12 protein-coding genes are annotated in these 18,411 nt (G+C 72.7%); 7 read left to right on the top strand and 5 right to left on the bottom strand.

What is annotated here, in order from left to right:
• The first annotated feature begins 162 nt into the window (after nt 1-162).
• The 5 genes from E6U81_RS08435 to E6U81_RS08455 all read left to right on the top strand — a co-directional run bounded on the left by E6U81_RS08435 (nt 163) and on the right by E6U81_RS08455 (nt 6,457).
• Nucleotides 163-699 (top strand): toxin-antitoxin system HicB family antitoxin, encoded by a 537-nt coding sequence (locus E6U81_RS08435; RefSeq protein WP_136229461.1) that lies wholly within the window; start codon nt 163-165, stop codon nt 697-699.
• Between the two features lie 292 nt (nt 700-991).
• Nucleotides 992-1,840, top strand: coding sequence for a DUF4097 family beta strand repeat-containing protein (locus E6U81_RS08440; RefSeq protein ID WP_136229462.1), 849 nt, complete (start codon nt 992-994; stop codon nt 1,838-1,840).
• 45 nt (nt 1,841-1,885) lie between these two features.
• Entirely contained in the window at nt 1,886-2,899 is a 1,014-nt protein-coding gene (locus E6U81_RS08445; protein ID WP_136229463.1) for an ATP-binding cassette domain-containing protein, read from the top strand.
• Entirely contained in the window at nt 2,896-3,693 is a 798-nt protein-coding gene (locus E6U81_RS08450; RefSeq protein WP_136229464.1) for an ABC transporter permease, read from the top strand. Before E6U81_RS08445 ends, E6U81_RS08450 begins: the two co-directional genes overlap by 4 nt.
• 514 nt (nt 3,694-4,207) lie before the next feature.
• Nucleotides 4,208-6,457: an MMPL family transporter gene (locus tag E6U81_RS08455; protein ID WP_136229465.1), complete on the top strand. Its 2,250-nt coding sequence runs from the start codon at nt 4,208-4,210 to the stop codon at nt 6,455-6,457.
• A gap of 81 nt (nt 6,458-6,538) precedes the next feature.
• Here E6U81_RS08455 and E6U81_RS08460 read toward each other — a convergent pair whose 3' ends face one another.
• Nucleotides 6,539-6,991 (bottom strand): Lrp/AsnC family transcriptional regulator, encoded by a 453-nt coding sequence (locus tag E6U81_RS08460; RefSeq protein ID WP_136229466.1) that lies wholly within the window; start codon nt 6,989-6,991, stop codon nt 6,539-6,541.
• 122 nt (nt 6,992-7,113) lie between these two features.
• Here E6U81_RS08460 and E6U81_RS08465 point away from each other — a divergent pair, with 122 nt between their 5' ends.
• Nucleotides 7,114-8,115: an asparaginase gene (locus tag E6U81_RS08465; RefSeq protein ID WP_136229467.1), complete on the top strand. Its 1,002-nt coding sequence runs from the start codon at nt 7,114-7,116 to the stop codon at nt 8,113-8,115.
• A 64-nt stretch (nt 8,116-8,179) separates the two neighbouring features.
• The gene (locus tag E6U81_RS08470; protein WP_136229468.1) at nt 8,180-11,503 is read left to right on the top strand and encodes an NACHT domain-containing protein; all 3,324 of its coding nucleotides are present in this window, start codon (nt 8,180-8,182) and stop codon (nt 11,501-11,503) included.
• Between the two features lie 41 nt (nt 11,504-11,544).
• Here the strand turns inward: E6U81_RS08470 and meaB are convergent, their stop codons facing one another.
• The 4 genes from meaB to E6U81_RS08490 are packed head-to-tail and all read right to left on the bottom strand — an operon-like array spanning nt 11,545 to nt 17,815.
• Nucleotides 11,545-12,534 carry a methylmalonyl Co-A mutase-associated GTPase MeaB gene (gene meaB / locus E6U81_RS08475; RefSeq protein WP_136229469.1) on the bottom strand — a complete coding sequence of 330 codons (990 nt, stop codon included), beginning with the start codon at nt 12,532-12,534 and terminating at the stop codon, nt 11,545-11,547.
• Between the two features lie 10 nt (nt 12,535-12,544).
• Complete coding sequence (gene scpA, locus E6U81_RS08480) at nt 12,545-14,728, bottom strand: methylmalonyl-CoA mutase (RefSeq protein WP_136229470.1); 2,184 nt, start codon at nt 14,726-14,728, stop codon at nt 12,545-12,547.
• The gene (gene mutA / locus E6U81_RS08485) at nt 14,725-16,590 is read right to left on the bottom strand and encodes a methylmalonyl-CoA mutase small subunit (protein ID WP_136229471.1); all 1,866 of its coding nucleotides are present in this window, start codon (nt 16,588-16,590) and stop codon (nt 14,725-14,727) included. Before mutA ends, scpA begins: the two co-directional genes overlap by 4 nt.
• Nucleotides 16,574-17,815, bottom strand: coding sequence for an ROK family protein (locus E6U81_RS08490; RefSeq protein ID WP_136229612.1), 1,242 nt, complete (start codon nt 17,813-17,815; stop codon nt 16,574-16,576). Before E6U81_RS08490 ends, mutA begins: the two co-directional genes overlap by 17 nt.
• Nucleotides 17,816-18,411: the final 596 nt, after the last annotated feature.

Below are 18,411 nucleotides of genomic sequence, written 5' to 3' on the forward strand. Positions count from 1 at the left end.
CGGCCCCGAGCGGCCGATCCGGAGGGCCTGAGCCGGCGTGGTGCCATGTGGCTCAGCTTGGCTCATGAGTGGCACACGCTTTGACCTGGGCTTTCTTGAGTGCCAGCGAATGTGGCGCCAAATTGGCTCGCCATGGCGCCATGTGTGTGTCATGCTGAGGGCATGGACCTCAGCCCCTATGTCGCAAATCTTCGGCGCGAGCTCGCGGTGGCCGCCGAAGCGGGCGGCGAAGAAGCCCGCGCTCTCGCCGAGCGCATCACCGCCCCGCTGGAGTCGGCAGCCAGGCTCACCCTCCTCAACGCCCTGTCGGACGCCATGGGCGAGGTCACCCGGGAGCTCGCTCCCGGCTCGGTCGACGTACGGCTGCGCGGGCTCGAGCCCGAGTTCGTCGTGACCGCCCCGCCGAGGGAAGAGCCCTTCGAGACCGGCGGCTTCGACGAGGCCCCCGCCGCCCTGCCCGCCGTACCGCTCGCGCCGGAAGGGGAGGACAGCAGCACCGCACGCATCAACCTCCGGCTCCCAGGCCACGTCAAGACGCGTGCCGAGCAGGCGGCGGCGCGCGAGGGGCTCTCCCTCAACGCCTGGCTCGTCAGGGCGGTTTCGGGCGCCCTGGAGACCGGCGGCGGACGGCCGCCGGCCGAGGCCCAGGCACCGCGGCGCGGCAGCGGCAGGCGGAGCTTCACCGGCTGGGTGAGCTAGGCCGTCTCTTCCGGATCTTGCCGGGCCCGCGCCGCCCGGCACCGCACCCGGCCGCGTTGTCGAGGCGCCCGAGTACGTCCAGTACACGGGCGCCCCTCCGCCTTGCCGGCCACGGCGCCGGACGACGCGGGCCCGACCGACAAGATCCGAAAGAGACGACCCAGGGCCGCGACCCGGCGCCGCAGGGGGCGGCGCCGGACAGGACACCGGAGTACGGGGGCCGACCACTCCCGCGCCATCTTCACGTCCCCGGAGCGGGGGCGGCCACCAGACCCACGAGGACGGGACAGCCATGCCTTCTTACGAGACCGAGGGACCCATCACCGCGACCATCCACGTCGAGGTCGGAGTCGCCCGGATCAGCGCCACGGACCGCACCGACACGGTCGTCGAGATCCACCCGCGCACCGCCGGGGACAAGGACGACCAGCGCGTCGCCGAGGAGACGAAGGTCGACTTCGCCGACGGGCTCCTGACGATCTGTACCCCGAGGGCGCGCGGCCTGTTCAGCGCCCGCGGCTCGGTCACGGTCGACGTCGCCCTGCCCCGGGGCTCGCGTCTCGTCGGCACGCTGGAGATGGGCGACATCACCTGCAAGGGAACGCTGGGCGAGTGCGAGGTCCGCACCAGCGCCGGCAGCATCCGCCTCGACCAGAGCGGCCCGGCGAAGCTCAAGACCCAGCACGGCGACATCCGGCTCGACACGGCCGCGGGCGACGTGGACGTCACCACCGGCTCCGGCGAGGTCAGGATCCGCACCGTCGGCGGCGACGCCGACATCAAGAACTCCAACGGCAACACGTGGCTGGACGACGTGGCGGGCAATCTGCGACTGAAGGTCGCCAACGGGAACATCACCGTCGGCCGGGTGCAGGGGTCCGTGTCGTCGAAGAGCTCGAACGGCCACGTACGCATCGAGGAAGTGGCGCGGGGCACCGTCGAGCTCCAGACCAAAGCCGGCAACCTCGAAGTGGGGATCCGCCAGGGGACTGCCGCCTGGCTCGACATCAACTCCCAGGCCGGAACGGTCTACAGCACCCTCGGAGCCGCCGAAGGCCCCACCGAGGGCGCGGAGACCGTCAAGGTGCACGCGAGGACCAGCCTCGGCGACATCACCATCCAGCGTGCGCACGGCGCCTGAGGTCAGAGCTCTGTCTCGCAACAGCTACGAAAGGGAGGGGGCACGATGAGTGCCGCGACCGAGCAGAAGGCCCCGCCCCGGGGGATCAGCGCAGTCGGCCTGCGCAAGTCGTACGGCGAGAAGCGCGTACTCGACGGGATCGACCTGCACGTGCAGGCGGGCACGATCTTCGCGCTCCTCGGTCCGAACGGCGCGGGGAAGACCACCACCGTCCAGATCCTCTCGACGCTCATCTCCGCCGACGGCGGCGAGGCGACCGTCGCGGGGCACTCGCTGCAGCGCAGCGCGGACGCCATTCGTGCCAGGATCGGTGTCACCGGCCAGTTCGCGGCGGTCGACGGGCTGCTGACCGCCGAGGAGAACATGCTCCTCATGGCGGACCTGCACCACCTCGACCGCGCCGAGGGCAGGCGCCGCACCGCCGACCTACTCCGGCAGTTCGAACTCACCGAGGTCGCCGGCAAGATGGCCTCCACCTTCTCCGGGGGCATGCGCCGCAAGCTGGACCTGGCGATGACCCTCGTCGGCAACCCCGACCTGATCTTCCTCGACGAGCCGACCACCGGCCTCGACCCCCGCAGCCGCCGCACCATGTGGCACCTGATCCAGCAGCTCACCGCCCAGGGCGTGACCATCTTCCTCACCACGCAGTACCTGGAGGAGGCCGACCGGCTCGCCGACCGGATCGCCGTCCTCGACCAGGGCAGGATCGTCGCCGAGGGCACCGCGGACGAGCTCAAGCGCCGCATCCCCGGCGGCCACATCCGCCTCCAGTTCTCCGACGTGCCCAGCCTCGACGCCGCCGCCCGCCGGCTCGCCCTCGGCCCCGGCGCCCGCGACGAGGAGAGGCTCACCCTCCAGATCCCCAGCGACGGCAGCATTCCGGCGCTGCGCTCCGTACTCGACCTGCTGGAGAGCGCCGGAGTCGACGCGGACGCGCTCACCGTCCACACGCCCGACCTGGACGACGTCTTCCTCACCCTCACCGGCGACGGCTCGCGCCACCACGCGACGACCGTTCCCGGCCCGGCCGACCCGGCACAGGAGGCCCGCCGATGAGCACCGCGTATGCGATGCGCGACTCGATGACGATGCTGCGCCGCAACCTCAAGCACGCGCAGCGCTACCCCTCGATGACGATCTCGATCGTCGCGATGCCGATCCTGATGCTCCTGCTGTTCGTCTACGTCTTCGGCGGCGCGCTGGGCGCCGGCATCGAACTGCCGGGCGGCGGCGAGGGGGACCGGGGTGACTACACCGACTTCGTCGCCCCCGGCATCCTCCTGATGGCCGCCACCGCCGGAGCCGTCTCGACCGCCGTCTCCGTCTGCACGGACATGACCGAGGGCATCATCAACCGCTTCCGGACCATGTCGATCTCGAAGTCCTCCGTGCTGACCGGGCACGTCGTCGGCAACGTCATCCAGACCATGATCAGCCTGGTCCTGGTCATCGGTGTCGCCCTTCTGGTGGGCTTCCGCCCCAACGCCACCTTCGGCGAGTGGCTGGCCGCCCTCGGCATGCTCGCCCTCCTCGCCTTCGGCCTCAGCTGGCTGTCCGCGGCCATCGGCCTGGGCTCCAGCAGCGTCGAGGCGGCGAGCAACGCCCCCATGCCGCTGACCTTCCTGCCCTTCCTCGGCAGCGCGATCGTCCCGCCGGAGTCCATGCCGGTCGGCCTGCGCTGGTTCGCCGAGTACCAGCCCTTCACCCCGATGACCGACACGCTCCGCGGCCTGCTCATGGGTACGGAGATCGGCAACAGCGCATGGCTGGCGCTGGGTTGGGGAGTCGTCCTCAGTCTCCTCGGCTTCCTGTGGGCCCGCTCGGCCTTCAAGCGCGAGGCGAAGATCTAGCGCGGTCCTGCGCACACACCGCAACGCGAACGGGGCTGCCCGGCCGGAAGGCCGGGCAGCCCCGTTCGCGTTCGCCGCGCCCCGGCCGACCGCGCCCCGGCCATCCGCCGGCCATGTTTGGCATCATGGTGACGCCGCATGGCGCCGTATGGCCCCGGTCGGTGCCACTGCGTCCGCCCGGGTGTCGGGGTGGGCTGTGGCTGGTACCAACCCTGCTGTCGAAGCCGGTCTTTGACCGGAATTCGGGCCGGCCGCGGCCCCGGCCGCCCACGCCGGCGGGGGCGGTGTGCCCGCGCCGGGCGCCTCGTGCGGCGGTCAAGCTGCCAGCTCCTTTCGGCCTCTTCCGCTGCCTGGCTCAGATTCGGCGAGACAGTGGCACCATAAGTGTGCCATCATGGCATCACGGAAGCGGCGCCGATCCCGTCCGGGCGGCGCATCCCCTGATCCCGTCTTCACGGCCTTCGACGGAGCCACCCCGCTCGCGCCATCGACTCACACAGGAGTTCCTTTCGCTATGGCCACCTTCCTTTACAAAGTGGGACGATTCGCCTTTCGGCGGCGCGGTCTGGTCGCGCTGTTGTGGGTCGCCGTCCTGGTCGGCGTCGGTTTCGCGGCCTCTGCCGCGCCGGCTCCGCCCGCCGATACGTTCTCGATGCCGGGTACGGAGTCCCAGAAGGCCTTCGACCTGCTGAAGGAGAAGTTCCCGGCCATGAGCGTGGACGGTGCCACCGCCCGCGTGGTGGTCCGTACGCCCGGCGGCGAGAAGCTCGCCGACCCCGCGCAGAAAGCCAAGGTCGAGACCCTCGTCGGGGCCCTCGCCAAGGCCCCGGACGTGGTCTCCGCGTCCGACCCCTTCAAGACGAACGCCATCAGCCGGGACGGCACCACGGCCTACGCTGTCGCCACCTACAGGCCGACCGCGCTCAAGCTGACCGACGAGGCCCACGCCGGCCTCGACAAGGTGCTCGCGGACGCCCGGGCCACCGGTCTCGTGGTCGAGGCCGGCGGCGACGCCGTCAAGATCGACGGAGCGCCGGGCGGCGGCGCCGAGGGCCTCGGCATCCTCGTCTCCGCCATCGTCCTGGTCCTCACCTTCGGCTCGATGATCGCCGCCGGCATGCCCCTGCTCACGGCCGTCCTCGGCGTCGCCATCGGCGGCGCGGCCATCACCGCCCTCGGCAGCACTCTCGGCCTGTCCGGCACCACGTCCACCCTCGCGCTGATGATCGGCCTCGCCGTCGGCATCGACTACGCCCTCTTCATCGTCTCCCGCTACCGCTCCGAGACGGCCGAAGGCCGTGAGCGCCAGGACGCCGCGGGCCGGGCCGTCGGCACGGCCGGCTCCGCTGTCGTCTTCGCCGGCCTCACCGTCATCGTCGCCCTCGCCGGCCTCACCGTGGTGAACATCCCGATGCTCACCAAGATGGGCCTCGCCGCCGCCGGCACGGTCGCCGTCTCGGTCCTCATCGCCGTCACCTTCGTCCCGGCCCTCCTCGGCTTCGCACCGGTCAAGGTCATGCCCCGCCGCGACCGCAAGCAGTACAGCGGCAAGCCCCTCACAGAGCGCCAGCAGCGCAAGGCCGACCGGCGCGCCGCCAAGGGGCACAAGCCGAACCTGGGCACCCGCTGGGCGCGGTTCGTCGTCCGCCGCCCGCTCGTCGTCCTCCTCTTCGGCGTCGTCGGCCTCGGCGCCGTCGCGGTGCCGGTCGCGAGCCTCCAGCTCGGCCTGCCCGGCGAGGGCACCATGGCGCCGGAGACCACCCAGCGCAAGGCCTACGACATGCTGTCCGAGTCCTTCGGGGCCGGGTTCAACGGGCCGCTGACGGTCACCGTCCAGGCCAAGGACGCGGCGACCGCCGCGGCCGGCGTGGGCAAGGAGCTCGCCAGGATCGAGGGCGTCGCCACGGTCACCCCCGCCACGCCCAACGACAAGGGCGACACCGCGGTCCTCACCGTCATCCCGAAGACCGGACCCACCGAGACCGCGACCGAGGAACTCGTCGGCCACATCCGCGGCGCCGCGGGCACGCTCGGGGCAGCGGACGGCGGCGCCGAGATCCTCGTGACCGGCCAGACCGCGCTGTTCATCGACTTCTCCCGGACCCTCGACGACGCGATGCTGCCCTACCTGGGGCTGGTCGTCGGACTCGCTTTCCTCCTGCTGGTCCTGGTCTTCCGCTCGCTGCTCGTCCCGCTCAAGGCGGCCCTCGGCTTCCTGCTCTCCGTGAGCGCGGCCCTCGGCGCGGTCGTGGCCGTCTTCCAGTGGGGCTGGCTCGGGGAGTTCTTCGGCGTCGAACACCCCGGCCCGATCATGAGCACGCTGCCGATCTTCATGATCGGTGTGGTGTTCGGCCTCGCGATGGACTACGAGGTCTTCCTCGTGACCCGGATGCGGGAGGCGTACGTCCACGGGGCGCGGCCCAAGGACGCGGTGATCACCGGATTCCGCTACGGCGGCCGGGTGGTCGGCGCCGCCGCGGTCATCATGGTCAGCGTCTTCTCCGGCTTCATCATGGAGGACAACGTCTTCGTCAAGATGGTCGGCTTCAGCCTCGCCATCGCCGTCCTCTTCGACGCCTTCGTGGTCCGCATGGCCCTCGTGCCCGCCCTGTTCGCCCTATTGGGCCGCACCGCCTGGTGGCTGCCCCGCCGGCTCGACCGGGTGCTGCCCGACATGGACGTCGAGGGCGCGAAGCTGAGCCGCAGCGCTCCCGCCGTGCCCGCCCGGCAGCGCCGCGAGCAGGAGGCCGGCGCCCTGCGCTGACGCCCCGCCGCAGGCCGGCAGCGCCCGTACCCGACGGCAACGAAGCCGCCTGGTACGGGCGCTGCCGTCCGTCCGCCCCGCTCAGGTGACCGGCAGGCCGGTCGGCTCCTTGATGCGCTTCATGATGATCTGCGAGTTGACCTCGGTGATGCCGGTGAGCGCGGTCAGCTTCTCGATCCACAGCCGCTCGTACGCGCGCAGGTCGGCGACGGCGATCCGCAGCAGGCAGCCGGGGCTCCCGAAGAGGCGGTAGGCCTCGATGACGTCCGGGATGTCCTGGAGGGCGGCCTCGAAGGCCTCGACCGCCTCGCGGTCGCGGCGCACCTCCACCGAGACGAGCACCTCGAACCCGCGCTCCACCGCCTCGGGGTCGATCACGGCCCGATAGCCCTGGATCACCCCGTCCTGCTCCAGCTGGCGCACCCGGCGCATGCAGGGCGACGGGGTCAGCCCCACTCGCTGGGCGAGCTCCTGGTTGCTGAGCCGCCCGTCGGCCTGGAGCTCGCGCAAGATAGCGCGGTCAATGGCGTCCATGGCGCAATTATCACCCACGGCTTCTCGGCCATACCGGCGGAAGACGCAAGCATATTGCGCGTAGATCGCTCTATCATTGCTGCTTTGAGTGCATATGTGCGAGTGAAGGGTGGCCAGGCAGCATGGGACGGATCGTCGTCATCAGCACCGGCGGCACGATAGCCAGCCGCTGGCAGGGCTCCGGCTTCGCGGCGGACGCCGACGGCAACGAGGTCATCGCCACGGCGCCCCTGCCCGAGGGCATGACCGTCGAGGTCGTCGACCTGTTCAGCGTCAACAGCCCCCGGCTCACCACGGCCCACCAGCTCACCCTCCTGCGCACCGTGCACGAGGTGCTCGCCGACCCCGGCGTCGACGGAATCGTCGTCACCCACGGCACCGACACCCTGGAGGAGTCGGCATTCCTCGTCGACCTCCACCACCACGACCCGCGCCCCGTGGTCTTCACCGGCTCGCAGCGGCCCATGGGCACCGCCGACGGCGACGGGCCGGGCAACCTGTACGACGCACTGCTCACCGCCGCCACCACCCGCGGGCTCGGCGTCCTGATCGCCTTCGCCGGACGCGTGCACGCCGCCCGCGGCACCGTGAAGACACAGGCCGTGGACCTGGACGCGTTCGCGGACCCCTCCAAGGAACTGCTCGGGAAGATCGGCTTCGGCAAGGTCACCGTCCTGCGCACCCCCCAGCGCCCGGCCGCCCTCCCCCTGCCCGCGATGCCCGAACTCCCGCCGCGCGTGGACATGGTGATGCACCACGCCGACGCCGACCCGGTCCTGCTGAACGCCTCCGTCGAGGCCGGCGCCCGCGGCATCGTCCTCATCGGGACCGGCGCGGGCAACGCCACCCCGGAGATCGCCGAAGCGGTCCGGGCCGCCGTGGCGCGCGGGGTGCTGGTCGCCCTGACCACCCGGGTCATGGCCGGGCCGGTCACCGAGATCTACACGCACGGCGGCGCGGTGGACCTCGTCGCCGCCGGCGCCGTCCCCACCGGCACCCTCCGCGCCGGCCAGGCCCGCATCGCGGTCCTCTCCGCCCTGCTCGCCACCGACGACACCGCGGAACAGGCCCGCATCCTGCGCGACTCCCTGACCCCGGAGGGCCCGGTACTCGTCGAGGCATAACACCCCGGGCGGCGTACGCGACCGTTAGGCTCCCGTCAACGGTCGCTACGCTGCGGGGGGTTGCATGGAGCCCGGCACCATCGGCATCCGACTGGCCTCGGCGGCCGTCGGCCCCCTCGTCAAGAGGCTGTTCGTCAGCGAGGGCGGCGGCGCCGGCCTCGTCGACAAACCGATCCGCATCTCGGGCTACGTGTCCTTCACGGGCGAGAAGCGCACGCTCACGGACGCCGAGCTCCACGACCTCGCCGCCAAACTGGTGAAGCAGGCGCTCCGCACGGGTGAACGTCCCGTCCTCCGGGACGAGGAGCTGGCGGTCATCGACGCCCTCGCATCCACCCTGTACGCCCTCGGCGACCTCACGATGACCGACCTGGACGCCGTCGGGCTCGGCTCGGCGGACTTCGCCCGCGAGCTGCGCAGGGCCGCCGGCCGGCCGGAGAAGCACCTGAGCGCCGACGCCACCTACTTCTACGAGCGGCTCGTCGAGGCCGCCTGCGTGCACGTCCTGCAGTTCTTCACGGGGCGCTCGACGTTCGTCGCGCACGCACTGGTCCAGCAGACCCGCCGCCTCGCCGAACTGACCGCCAAGGTCGACGAACTGATCCGCCGCGCCCCCCTGCCCGGCGCCGAGGACACCGCGTTCGAGCAGCAGTACCTGCCGTACGTGGAGAACAAGCACAGCAAACTGACCATCTACGGCGTCGACCTCATCAACTCCCCGGCACGGTGGCCCCTGGACACGGCGTACCTGAGCCTGGAAGCGACATCGCTGCACGGGCAGCGGTTACGGACCGAGCGCCATGCGGAGCCCCGGGGCACCTCGGCGGCAGCTGCCGCCGCGGCCGGTGCGGCAACCCGCACGAACGCCTTCCTGGACGGGCTCGATGCGCCGGATCCGGTGCTCATGCGCACGGTGACGCGGGGGCTGCGGGCGGCGCTGGAGCCGCGACCCGCCGACCAGGCCCTGGCCGGGAGCCCCCGGGTGCTGCTCCGCGGCGAAGCCGGATCCGGCAAGACCACGCTCGTGCAGTGGCTGGCCGTCACCGCCGCCCGGCAGGACCTCACCCCGCAGACCGAGTACCTGGACGACCGCATCCCCTTCGTCCTGCCGCTGCGCACCCTCACCCGGCACGGCGAACGGCTCCCCGCGCCCGCCGACTTCCTCGCCGCCTCCGGCTGCCCGCTGGGGGCCGAGCAGCCCGCCGGATGGGCCCACCGCATCCTGGCGACGGGCCGCGGCCTCGTCCTCGTCGACGGCATCGACGAGATTCCCGACGCGGAACGCGAACGCGCCCGCGGCTGGCTGCGGGACCTCATGGACACCTACGGCGGGGACAACCGCTGGCTCGTCACCTCCCGCCCCTCCGCCGTCGGCGCGGACTGGCTCGCCGACGAGGGCTTCACCGAGCTGACCCTGTCCGCCATGGGCCGGGCGGAGGTCGCCACCTTCATCAGGCGGTGGCACACCGCCGCCCGCGAGGGCGGGGACACGGACGCGAAACTCCGCACGTACGAGAGCCAGCTCCTCACCGCCGTCCGCACCAAGCCCGACCTCGGACGCCTGGCCACCAACCCGCTGATGTGCGGCCTGATCTGCGCCCTCCACCGCGACCGCAGCGGCTACCTCCCGCACGGCCGCAAGGACCTCTACGAAGCGGCCCTCTCCATGCTGCTGAGCCGCCGCGACCGGGAACGCGACATGGCGGTCCCGGACCTGCGGGAGGAGCCGCAACTCGACCTGCTGCAACGCCTCGCGTACTGGCTGATCAAGAACGGCCGCACGGAGATGGACCGTTCCCGCGCGGAGGAGATCATCGCCCGCGCCCTGCCCGCGGTGCGGGAGGCGGCCGCCCTGGGCGGGGCGCCCGTCGTCTTCGAGTACTTCCTCCAGCGCAGCGGACTCCTGCGGGCACCGGCTTCCGCCACGGTGGAGTTCGTCCACCGCACCTTCCAGGACTTCCTCGGCGCGCGGGCCGCGGTCGAGGAGAGCGACTTCGGTCTCCTCACCAGCCACGCCGACGACGACCAGTGGGAGGACGTCATCCGGATGGCCGTCGCCCTCGCCCGCCCTGCCGAGCGCGTCGCCATCATCCGCGACCTCCTCGCCCGCGGCGAGAACTCCACCGACCAGCGCACCCGTGCCCGCATCTACCTGCTCGCCGCCGCCTGCCTCGAACACGCCACCACCCTCGACCCCGAGGTACGCGCGGCCGTCGAAGCACGCACCGCCACCCTCATCCCCCCGGCGAACGCGGAGGAGGCCCGCGCCCTGGCGAAGGTCGGCCCGCTCGTCCTGAGCCTGCTCCCCGGTCCGGAGAAGCTGGACGACATGGACGCGTACCACGTGGTGATCGCGGCCTCCCGGGTCGGATCGGACTCCGCCGTGTCCTACCTCGCGCAGTTCGTGGCCCACCCGTGGCCGCCGGTACGCTCCGAACTCCTCCTGGCCTGGCCGCGCTTCGACAGCGCCGAGTACGCCGACGAGGTCGTCGCACACCTCGACCCGGCAGGTCTGCACTACACCGTCCGCTCCGACGACCAGCTGGACCAGCTGGAACGGCTCGCCGTCCGGCCGGAGGGCCTGATCGTCAGGAGCGGCGTATCCTCCGGGGCCCTGGCGGCCTACCTCGGCCGGCACGGCCTGCAGGCGATCACCTTCGCGAGCGAATCCACCGTGTCCGGTCTGGAATGCCTGCGGGGGCAGTCCGCCCTGCACACGCTCGAGATCGACGGCTGCCCCGACCTGGCGGACCTCTCCGCGATCGGCGGCCTGCCGATCCGGCGACTGAACATCGCGACGTCCCGGCCGGACCTCGACCTGCGCGCCGTCGCACAGCTTGGCCACCTGGAGGCGCTCACCGTCGACGGCCCCGCCGGTCTGAGCTGGTCCCCCCGCGAGCTGCCCACGAGCGCCCCGCTCCAGGGACTGCTGGTACGCGGCGAAACGAGCCCCGCGCACGGACTCGACGGGCTCGGCTCGCTCCCGGGCCTCGTGCGCCTCGTGCTCAACGCCGAGTCCAGTCCGGCCTCGGCCGCCGACTGGCAGGAGATCCGGGCCCTGCACCACCTTGCCGGCCTCAGGGTGTCCGCCGCCTCGGTCGGAGCCATGCCGGCGGGCATGACGCTCCCGGGCGTCAACAGCCTCACCCTGGACGGCACGTGCGGGGAGAAGGTGCTGCGGATGGTGATCCGGCGGCTGCCGCTGGCGTTCCCCGGGCTCGGCGAGTGCCGCTTCCCGGGGAAGTTCACGGCGGAAGGCGACACCGGCATCGACATCGGACCACTGGGCGGACTCCCCGGCCTGAAGGAGATCCAGATCCCCGCGAGCCGTGACCGGGTCCGCGGAGCGGAGCTGCTGCCGCCTTCGGTACGGCTGTACTTCACGTGACCGGGCGGCGCCCGAAGGGGTGCCGCCCGGTCCGTCGTCCGTCAGCGCCCCGGGCTACCGAACGCCGCCAGGATGCGGTCCGCCGCCGAGGTCGGGGTGAGCGAGCCCGCCCGGACCGCGGCCTCCAGGTCCGGCGCGAGCTCCCGTACGGCCGGGTTCGCACGGAGCCGCTCCAGCAGTTCGTCGCGGACCATCGACCAGGTCCACTCCACCTGCTGCGCCGCCCGCTTCGCCGCCAGCCGGCCGCCCGCGTCCAGCAGGGTCCGGTGCTGCTCCAGGCGGCTCCACACCTCGTCCAGGCCCGTCGACTCCCGGGCGCTGCACGTCAGGACCGGCGGTGTCCAGGCCGCGTCCACCGGGTGCATCAGGCGCAGCGCTCCCGACAGTTCCCGGGCCGCCGCCTTCGCGTCGCGCTCGTGCGGGCCGTCCGCCTTGTTCACCGCCAAGACGTCGGCCAGCTCCAGGACGCCCTTCTTGATGCCCTGCAACTGGTCGCCCGTACGGGCCAGGGAGAGCAGGAGGAAGGAGTCGACCATCCCCGCCACCGTGGTCTCCGACTGGCCCACGCCGACCGTCTCGACGAGGACCACGTCGTAGCCCGCCGCCTCCATCACGATCATCGACTCGCGGGTGGCCTTGGCGACCCCGCCCAGCGTGCCCGCCGACGGCGAGGGCCGCACGAACGCCGCAGGGTCCACCGACAGCCGCTCCATCCGGGTCTTGTCACCCAGGATGGAGCCGCCCGTCCGCGTCGACGACGGGTCCACCGCGAGCACCGCCACCCGGTGGCCGAGCCCCGTCAGCATCGTGCCGAAGGCGTCGATGAAGGTCGACTTGCCCACCCCCGGCACACCGCTGATGCCGATCCGGCGGGCCCGGCCCGAGTGCGGCAGCAGCTCCGTCAACAGGCCCTGCGCGAGCGCCCGGTGAGCGGGCAGAGTGGACTCGACGAGGGTGATCGCACGCGCGATGAACGCGCGCTTCCCGTCGAGCACCCCCTTCGCGTACGCCTCGATGTCGATCTTCGGCACCGGCGCCCGCCTACAGCTCGTGGCCCAGGTCCGCGGCCAGCCGCGTCACCAGGTCGTGGGCCGCGTCCGGGATCACCGTGCCGGGCGGGAACACCGCGGTGGCGCCCATCTCCAGCAGCGTCGGGACATCGGCCGGCGGGATCACTCCACCCACGACGATCATGATGTCCTCGCGGCCCTCCTCCGCCAGCTGCTCGCGCAGCGCCGGTACGAGGGTCAGGTGGCCGGCCGCCAGCGACGACACGCCCACCACGTGGACGTCCGCCTCGACGGCCTGGCGGGCCACCTCCGCCGGGGTCTGGAACAGCGGGCCGACGTCCACGTCGAAGCCCAGGTCGGCGAACGCCGTCGCGATCACCTTCTGGCCGCGGTCGTGGCCGTCCTGGCCCATCTTGGCGACCAGGATGCGCGGACGACGTCCCTCCGCCTCCTCGAACCGGTCCACCAGCGCCCGGGTGCGCTCCACCGACGGGGACTCGCCTGCTTCGTTTCGGTACACGCCCGCGATCGTACGGATCTGGCTCGCGTGCCGTCCGTACACCTTCTCCAGTGCGTCCGAGATCTCACCGACGGTCGCCTTGGCGCGCGCCGCGTCCACCGCCAGGGCCAGCAGGTTGCCGTCGCCGCGCTCCGCCGCGTTCGTCAGCGCCCGCAGCGTGTCCTGCGTGACCGCCTCGTCGCGCTCCTCGCGCAGCCGCCGCAGCTTGGCGATCTGCTGGCTGCGCACCGAGGAGTTGTCGACCTTGAGGACGTCGATCGCCTCGTCGTTCTCCACCCGGTACTTGTTGACGCCGATCACCGGCTGCCGGCCCGAGTCGATGCGGGCCTGCGTACGGGCCGCGGCCTCCTCCACGCGCAGCTTCGGGATGCCCGCGTCGATGGCCTGCGCCATGCCGCCGGCCGCCTCGACCTCCTCGATGTGCTGCCAGGCCCGCCGCGCCAGGTCGTACGTCAGCTTCTCGACGTACGCGCTGCCGCCCCACGGGTCGATCGACCGGCAGGTCCCCGACTCCTGCTGCAGCAGCAGCTGGGTGTTGCGGGCGATGCGCGCCGAGAAGTCCGTCGGCAGCGCGAGCGCCTCGTCGAGGGCGTTGGTGTGCAGCGACTGGGTGTGGCCCTGGGTCGCCGCCATCGCCTCGATGCAGGTGCGCGTCACGTTGTTGAAGACGTCCTGCGCGGTGAGCGACCAGCCCGAGGTCTGCGAATGCGTGCGCAGCGACAGCGACTTGGCGTTCTTCGGGTCGAACTGCTTGACCAGGCGCGCCCACAGCAGGCGGGCCGCGCGCAGCTTCGCGACCTCCATGAAGAAGTTCATGCCGATCGCCCAGAAGAACGACAGGCGCGGCGCGAAGGCGTCCACGTCCAGCCCCACCGCCTGCCCGGCCCGCAGGTACTCCACGCCGTCCGCGAGGGTGTACGCCAGCTCCAGGTCGGCCGTGGCCCCGGCCTCCTGGATGTGGTAGCCGGAGATGGAGATCGAGTTGTACCGCGGCATCTTCTGCGAGGTGAACGCGAAGATGTCGGAGATGATCCGCATCGAGGGCTTGGGCGGATAGATGTAGGTGTTGCGGACCATGAACTCCTTGAGGATGTCGTTCTGGATGGTCCCGGCCAGCTTGTCGGGGGAGACGCCCTGCTCCTCCGCCGCCACGATGTAGAGCGCGAGGACCGGCAGCACCGCGCCGTTCATCGTCATCGACACCGACATCTTGTCCAGCGGGATCCCGTCGAACAGCTGCCGCATGTCGTAGATCGAGTCGATCGCCACGCCCGCCATGCCGACGTCGCCCGTCACGCGCGGGTGGTCGCTGTCGTAGCCGCGGTGCGTCGGCAGGTCGAAGGCCACCGACAGGCCCTTCTGGCCGGACGCCAGGTTGCGCCGGTAGAAGGCGTTCGACTCCTCGGCCGTGGAGAAGCCGGCGTACTGCCGGATCGTCCAGGGCTGGTTGACGTACATCGTCGGGTACGGGCCGCGCAGGTACGGGGCCACGCCCGGGTACGTCCGCAGGAAGTCCAGGCCCTCCACGTCCCGCCCGGTGTAGAGCGGCTTGACGCCGATGCCCTCGGGCGTCTCCCACAGCAGGTCGGCGGCTGCGGTGCCGGTGGACTCCTTCACCGAGGAGCGCCACTGCTCCTCCGAGACCCCGGCGGCGGTGGGACCGAGCGCCAGCTCGGAGAAATCGGGGATGCTCATGCGGGCACTCCCATCCGGTCGAGTACGGAGGACAGCACGGCGACGGCGTCACAGCCGGCGAAGACGTACTCGTCCACGGAAGCCTCAGCGGTGCCCGGCCGCCCGGCGAGGAAGACCGTCGTGGCCCCCGCGGCGCGCAGCGCCCCGGCCACCGCCTCGGCCTGCTCCTCGTACAGGGCGTCGCTGGAGCAGAGCACGGCCATGCCGTCGGCGCCGCTCGCGGCGTAGGCCGCACCCGCCGACTCCGGGTCCACCGACACCGGGTCGTGCACGGGCTCGACGCCGCCCGCCTGGAACAGGTTCGAGGCGAAGGTGGCGCGTGCGGTGTGCGCGGCCGCCGGGCCCAGCGCGGCCAGGAAGATCCTCGGCCGGGCACCCGTCGCCGCCAGGTGCGCGTCGCTGCGGGCGCGCAGGGCCTCGTACGCCTCGTCGCGCCGCACGCGCGGCAGTCCGCCCGTGGGGGCGGCGGGCGCCGGCTCGCGGACGACCGGCTTCTCCGAGAGCAGCGGGAACTCGCTGACGCCGGTGATCGGTTCGCGGCGCTTGGCCAGCTTCTTGGAACGCTCCGCCCAGGTGGCGGCGAGCCGCTCGGCGACCAGGCCGGAGCGCAGGGCCGCGGCCATGCCGCCGGCCTTCTCCAGTGTCCGGAAGAACTCCCATGCTGCGTGGGCGAGTTCGTCGGTGAGGCGCTCGACGTAGTACGAGCCGCCGGCCGGGTCGATCACCCGGGCCAGGTGCGACTCCTCCAGCAGGATCGTGGAGGTGTTGCGGGCGATGCGGCGCGCGAACGCGTCCGGCAGGCCCAGCTCGTTGTCGAAGGGGAGCACGGTGACCGAGTCGGCACCGCCGACGCCCGCGGCCATGCAGGCCACGGTGGTGCGCAGCATGTTCACCCACGGGTCGCGGCGGGTCATCATCACCGGCGAGGTGACGGCGTGCTGCAGTTGGGCACCGGACTCCGGGGCCCCCGAGGCCTCGGCGATCCGGGCCCACAGCCGGCGCGCGGCGCGGAACTTGGCGATGGTGAGGAACTGGTCCGCGGTCGCGGCGTACCGGAACTCGATCTGGCCGAGCGCGGCTTCGACGCCCAGCCCACCTGCGGAGAGGGCGCGCAGGTAGGCGACTCCGGTGGCCAGCGAGAGCCCCAGCTCCTCGGCGGCGCTGCCGCCGGCCTCGTGGTACGGCAGGGCGTCCACGGTCAGGGCGCGCACCCCCGGCAGACCGGCGGCGGCCTCCCGGGCCAGCTCGACGGCGGCGGCCTCGTCCAGCGCCTCGCCGGTGCGGGCCTCGTGGCCCAGCGGGTCGGCGCCCAGGGAGGCCCGCACGGCCTCCGGAGCCACCGAGCGCTCGGCGTACAGGTCCAGCAGGGCGCGGGCCGCACCGGCGTAGTCGGCGCCGGCGTCCAGGGCGATCGGGGCGAGGTCCAGGTAGACCCCGTCCAGGGCCCGGGCGAGACCGTCGACCGGGATGCCGCCGCTGCCCACGGTGAGCCAGAGGGACGTGACCCCGTTCTCCAGGTCGGCGAGGGCCGCCCCGTTCAGGCGCTGCGGGTCGGTGCCGGCGAGGCGCTGGCGCACGTCCCAGCCGTTCGCGGTGGTGCCTTCCGGCCTGCCTCCGCGGACGAAGGGGGCGAAGCCGGGAAAACCGGTGTCGGGCACCGTCCCGTCGGACGGCGCGGTGTACAGCGGGCGGGTGGTGAGCCCGTCCTCGAGTTTGGTGGACAGCGCATCTTCTGCGGCCTCGCCGGAGACTTCCTTGCCCGACTTGCGCAGTACGCCTTCTACAAGGCGCTGCCACTGCTCATGCGTCGCGTCAGGGAACTCGGCGGCCAGGGAGAGCCCGTCGTCAGGCAGGACCGTCATGGCTCGAATGTAGGGGAGCGCGCTCAGGTGGCACCATACCGACGGGTGTGATCTCCCCCTCTCGGAGGGTACCGAGAGGGTCCTGGAACACCCGGCTGAGCAGCACGGTTGCGGCGGCCTCCGGCAGCACGGCCGGACCCGCGTGCGGGACCACGATCCGTTCGGGGTCGTCGCAGACGTGCGAGAGCTCCAGCGCGGCGGCCCGCAGCTCCTCCAGGTAACCCTCGTGCAGGACGCTCGCCAGCTCGGTCACGACCATGACCGCCGGATTGAAGACATCCAACAGAAGGGACGCCGCACGGCCCACCGCGCGGGCCCGCTCGCGCAGCAGTCGGTCGGCGCGCGGGTCCCCGGTCGCCGCCGCGTCCACCAGCAGCGGGACGGAAGGGTCGGGCACGATGCCGCGGCGCACCGCCTCGGCGCCCAGCGCCGTGTCGGAGGCCGTCGCCTGCAGGCAGCCCGTACGCCCGCACGCGCACGGCACGGTCGCCCCGGGCACCGGCAGGTGCGCCACGTCCCCGGCGGCGGAGCCGGGACCCTGGTGCACGGCACCCTCGATCCCGAAGGCGGCGTCGACGACGTTGCCGATGAACAGGTGCACCAGGCTCCGGCGGGCCTCGGGACGGCCGAAGAGGATCTCCGCCCGTGCGACGGCCCGGGCGTGGTTGTCGATCCGCACCGGCAGCCCGAGTGCGCCGGACAGCTCGGCGGCGAGCGGCTTGCGCCGCCACCGCAGCACGGGGTGGCGCACGACGACGCCCTCGTCGGGCCTGACCCAGCCGCCCAGGGCCGCTCCGACCCCGAGCAGCGGTCGCCCCGAGTCGAACGCGGCGAGGAACCGGCCCAGTTGGGCGGTGATCTCGCCGGACAGCCCGGCCGGGTCCCGCCCCTCGTGGGGGAAGGCCCGACGGGCCAGCAGCCGGCCCCGCAGGTCGACGAGGCTGAAGGTGGAGGCCGGCACGCCGATGTGCAGCCCGGCGGCGACCGGCCCGCCGACCGCCCCGGTGTGCAGGTCCAGGGGGATCCGCGGTCGGCCCACCCCGCCGCCGGGCCCGGGCAGCTCGCGCAGCAGCCCGCCCCGGAGCAGCCCGGTGGCCTGCCGGGACACGGCGGCGGGGCTCAGACCGCAGAGCGGGGCGATCGCGCTGCGCGCGACCGGGCCGTGGTCCAGCACCGTCCGCAGCACGGTGGCGGCATTGGCGGCCGTCCGGCTGTCACCGGCCATACGCGTCACGCGGTCTCCTCGGGGGCGGGGTGTGTCCCCCGATGATGCCGGTTCCCCTGCGGGGGAGACGGCGGGGGAGACGGCGCCCCGCCCGCCCGGGGCTCGGTCGGGGGCGGATCCCGGCGAACGCGTGGCGGCCGCATTGCGGCACCGTGAAATCCGGCCACGGTTTTCGGCCGTCGCGGTGGGGTGGGGAGTGGGCCAGAACACGGGGAAACGGGCAGGTCATAGGGGGTGTACGGGGCGAACCCGGGGGCCGGTGAAGAGTGCGCCCGGTGGCTGCGGACGGGGGTTGACCCGGGTCTGAGGCGCTGACACGCTCCGGGACATGTCCGCGAACGAACGCCTCGCCCCGCGGCTCCGCACCCCCGGCCCCTGCACCGCGCCGGGCCAGTGTCCGGGCCGCTGTCCGGCCCCCTGTCGCCCCTGATCCCACCGCCCCGGCCCGTCCGCGGCGCGTACCGCGCCACCGGCGGCCGACCGGGCCGACGGCCCGCGGCCCGCGCGAGCCGGTCCGGCCGGTCCGGCCGGTCCGGCCGGGCCGGCCCGCAGGCCACCGGTCCGGCGGACCCGCACCCGTGGTCCGCAGGCCGTAC

It is taken from the genome of Streptomyces sp. A0592 (genome assembly GCF_004795115.1).
Taxonomy (GTDB): Bacteria; Actinomycetota; Actinomycetes; order Streptomycetales; family Streptomycetaceae; genus Streptomyces; species Streptomyces erythrochromogenes.

What these genes read in the sequence shown, in the direction of transcription:
- E6U81_RS08435 (WP_136229461.1), top strand. Translation starts at nt 163, where the DNA reads ATGGACCTCAGCCCCTATGTCGCAAATCTTCGGCGCGAGCTCGCGGTG.
- E6U81_RS08440 (WP_136229462.1), top strand. Translation starts at nt 992, where the DNA reads ATGCCTTCTTACGAGACCGAGGGACCCATCACCGCGACCATCCACGTC.
- E6U81_RS08445 (WP_136229463.1), top strand. Translation starts at nt 1,886, where the DNA reads ATGAGTGCCGCGACCGAGCAGAAGGCCCCGCCCCGGGGGATCAGCGCA.
- E6U81_RS08450 (WP_136229464.1), top strand. Translation starts at nt 2,896, where the DNA reads ATGAGCACCGCGTATGCGATGCGCGACTCGATGACGATGCTGCGCCGC.
- E6U81_RS08455 (WP_136229465.1), top strand. Translation starts at nt 4,208, where the DNA reads ATGGCCACCTTCCTTTACAAAGTGGGACGATTCGCCTTTCGGCGGCGC.
- E6U81_RS08460 (WP_136229466.1), bottom strand. Translation starts at nt 6,991, where the DNA reads ATGGACGCCATTGACCGCGCTATCTTGCGCGAGCTCCAGGCCGACGGG.
- E6U81_RS08465 (WP_136229467.1), top strand. Translation starts at nt 7,114, where the DNA reads ATGGGACGGATCGTCGTCATCAGCACCGGCGGCACGATAGCCAGCCGC.
- E6U81_RS08470 (WP_136229468.1), top strand. Translation starts at nt 8,180, where the DNA reads ATGGAGCCCGGCACCATCGGCATCCGACTGGCCTCGGCGGCCGTCGGC.
- scpA (WP_136229470.1), bottom strand. Translation starts at nt 14,728, where the DNA reads ATGAGCATCCCCGATTTCTCCGAGCTGGCGCTCGGTCCCACCGCCGCC.
- mutA (WP_136229471.1), bottom strand. Translation starts at nt 16,590, where the DNA reads ATGACGGTCCTGCCTGACGACGGGCTCTCCCTGGCCGCCGAGTTCCCT.
- E6U81_RS08490 (WP_136229612.1), bottom strand. Translation starts at nt 17,815, where the DNA reads ATGGCCGGTGACAGCCGGACGGCCGCCAATGCCGCCACCGTGCTGCGG.